This is a genomic window from Actinoplanes siamensis, assembly GCF_016862395.1.
GTDB lineage: Bacteria > Actinomycetota > Actinomycetes > Mycobacteriales > Micromonosporaceae > Actinoplanes > Actinoplanes siamensis.
Genome location: NZ_BOMW01000133.1, coordinates 1 through 1,390 on the forward strand (window position 1 = coordinate 1; position 1,390 = coordinate 1,390).

Consider the following 1,390-nt stretch of genomic DNA (forward strand, 5'->3'; position numbering starts at 1 on the left):
CTGATCTTTCGAGTTGTGCTGGTCAGAGGTTGTGGGCGGTTTCCAGTTCGGGTTGGCCGCTGCTGGCGGTGGTGGATTTGCGGGCGCGTTCGAGGACGTCGAGGGCGAAGTAGCGGCGGCCTTCGGTCCATTCGTCGTGTTGTTCGGCCAGGACCGCGCCGACGAGGCGGGTGACGGCGTCGCGGTCGGGGAAGATCCCGACGACGTCGGTGCGGCGGCGGATCTCCTTGTTCAGCCGTTCGTTGGGGTTGTTGGACCAGATCTGGCGCCAGATCTGCTGCGGGAACGTGGAGAAGGCGAGCAGGTCGGCGCGGGCGTCGTCGAGGTAAGCGGCCACCTTCGGCAACGATCTGCCGACCGAGTCGAGGAGCTTGTCGAACTGGGCGTGCACCGAGTCCGGGTCGGGCTGGTCATAGACCGAGTGGAGCATCGTCTTGACCGCCGGCCACGCGGACTTCGGGGTCACGGCCATGAGGTTCGCGGCGAAGTGCGTGCGACATCTTTGCCACGACGCGCCGGGCAGGTTCGCGGCGATGGCGTCGACCAGGCCGGCGTGAGCGTCGGAGGTGACCAGCAGGGTGCCGGTCAGGCCGCGGGCGACCAGGTCGGCGAAGAACGTGTTCCACGCCTGCTTGGTCTCGCTGGTGGCGACTTTGACGCCGAGGACCTCGCGGTGACCGTCGGCGTTGACGCCGGTCGCTACGAGGACGACGGCGTTGACGACCCGGCCCTGTTCACGGACCTTCATGGTCAGCGCGTCGGCGGCCACGAAGGTGAACGGCCCGGACTCGTTCAACGGTCGGGTGCGGAACGCATGGACTTGTTTGTCCAGGTCGGCGGCCATCCGGGAGACCTGCGACTTGGACAGGCTGGTGATCCCGAGGGTCTGCACGAGTTTGTCCATCCGCCGGGTGGAGACGCCGAGCAGGTAGCAGGTCGCGACCACGCTGACCAGGGCGGCTTCGGCCCGTTTACGGCGTTCCAGGAGCCAGTCCGGGAAGTACGAGCCCGACCGCAGTTTCGGGATGGCCACGTCGATGGTGCCGGTGCGGGTGTCGAGCTCGCGGTGGCGGTAGCCGTTGCGGGAGTTCACGCGCTCCGAGCTGGCCACGCCGTATTCGGCGCCGCAGATCGCGTCGGCCTCGGCGGAGAGCAGTGAGTTGATGACGGTGGACAACAGGTGACGCATCAGATCCGGTGACGCGTCGGTCAGCGCTTGGCCGAGCAGGCCGGCAGGGTCGATGATGTGTGGTGCGGCCATCGTGATGATTCCCTTTCGAGAGTTCCGTGAGACGTTCACTCGAAAGATCACGCGATGGCCGCGCTCTATGCCGGACGGGCTGTCCGACGATCACGCCAACCGCGTTACACCACTATCAGGGACTCCACT

Annotated in this window: 1 protein-coding gene; it reads right to left on the reverse strand. The window is 66.5% G+C overall.

Annotation, left to right across the window (positions count from 1 at the left end):
• Positions 1-22: 22 nt before the first annotated feature.
• Entirely contained in the window at positions 23-1,261 is a 1,239-nt protein-coding gene (locus tag Asi03nite_RS37410; RefSeq protein ID WP_203685242.1) for an IS256 family transposase, read from the reverse strand.
• Positions 1,262-1,390: the final 129 nt, after the last annotated feature.